The sequence below is a fragment of the Streptomyces phytophilus genome, from assembly GCF_013870535.1.
Lineage (GTDB): Bacteria > Actinomycetota > Actinomycetes > Streptomycetales > Streptomycetaceae > Streptomyces > Streptomyces phytophilus.
The window spans coordinates 1-1094 of record NZ_JACBXC010001661.1; the positions used below are offsets into that span (position 1 = coordinate 1).

The following is a 1094-nucleotide window of genomic DNA, read 5'->3' on the forward strand; positions in this document are numbered from 1 at the left end:
CGACGCCCGCGCCGCCGAGCAGGAACTCGTACTCGATGCCCCGCGGATCCGTCGCCGCGATCGGACCGCTCCAGTCGAAGCCCCATTTGACCGCCACGGCGTTGATCATCACGCCGATCACGGCGGCAGCCGCCAACGGGGTGAGGAAGCCGAGGACCAGCGCGAGGCCGCCGACGATCTCGCTCAACCCCAGCACCCACGTCATCGCCCGCTCCGCGGGATAGCCGGCCGCGCCCAGGGTCGCCGCCGTCGGGTCGAACCCCGCGCCGTCGAACCAGCCGAGGAGCTTCTGCGCCCCGTGCGCCGCCACGATCACGCCCACCACCGCCCGCAGCACCAGCAGCCCGGCGTCGACACCGGTCACGCCCTCCTCGACGTCCTCGGCGTAGCTGATGACGGGGATGGTGCGCGTCTGGGCCATGGGCGAGCTCCTTGTCGTTCTGGGCGCGACGCTAGGACACCCCCGGGACCCCCGCCACCCGGCACATTCCGCGATCCGACCCCGCACACCTCATGACCAACCGCCCGAGCGCGGCTAAATTCGATTCATGGTGGACACGGTGCGCGAAATCGAGCGGAAGTACGAGGCCACGGCGGGTGCCCGCGAACTGCCCCCGCTGCCGGACCTGACGGGCGTCGACGGGGTCACGGCGGTGATCGACCAGGGCACCGCCCTGCTCGACGCCGTCTACTACGACACCGCCGCCCGCCGGCTGGCCGCCGACGGCATCACCCTGCGCCGCCGCACGGGCGGCGAGGACGCGGGCTGGCACCTGAAGCTGCCGGTGGCCGCGGGCGTACGCGACGAGATTCGCGCCCCGCTCGGCGAGGACATCCCGCGCCGCCTCGCGGCCCTCGTCCGCTCCCGTACGCGGGACGCCGAGCTGGCGCCCGTGGTCCGCATCCGCTCGGAGCGGGACGTGCACCAACTGCTCGGCGCGGACGGCGAACCGGTCGTGGAGGTCTCCGTCGACCGGGTGACCGCGGAGCGCCCGGAGACGGGGGCGACGGCGCGGTGGGCCGAGGTGGAGGCCCACCCGCCCTCACCGACTGCCATCCAGGTCGCCCCTGACGCCGGGAGGCACCCGCCATTC

Annotated in this window: 2 protein-coding genes; one reads left to right on the forward strand and one right to left on the reverse strand. The window is 73.9% G+C overall.

Features of this window, described 5'->3' with window-relative positions; genetic code table 11:
- On the reverse strand, positions 1–421 hold a 421-nt coding region (locus H5J30_RS35035), incomplete at its 3' end, for a DoxX family protein (RefSeq protein WP_181791831.1).
- 127 nt (positions 422–548) lie between these two features.
- On the opposite strand from H5J30_RS35035, the gene H5J30_RS35040 reads away from it, so the two are divergent.
- Positions 549–1094, forward strand: a 546-nt coding sequence (locus H5J30_RS35040) for a CYTH domain-containing protein (RefSeq protein ID WP_258563696.1), incomplete at its 3' end; no start/stop codon positions are given.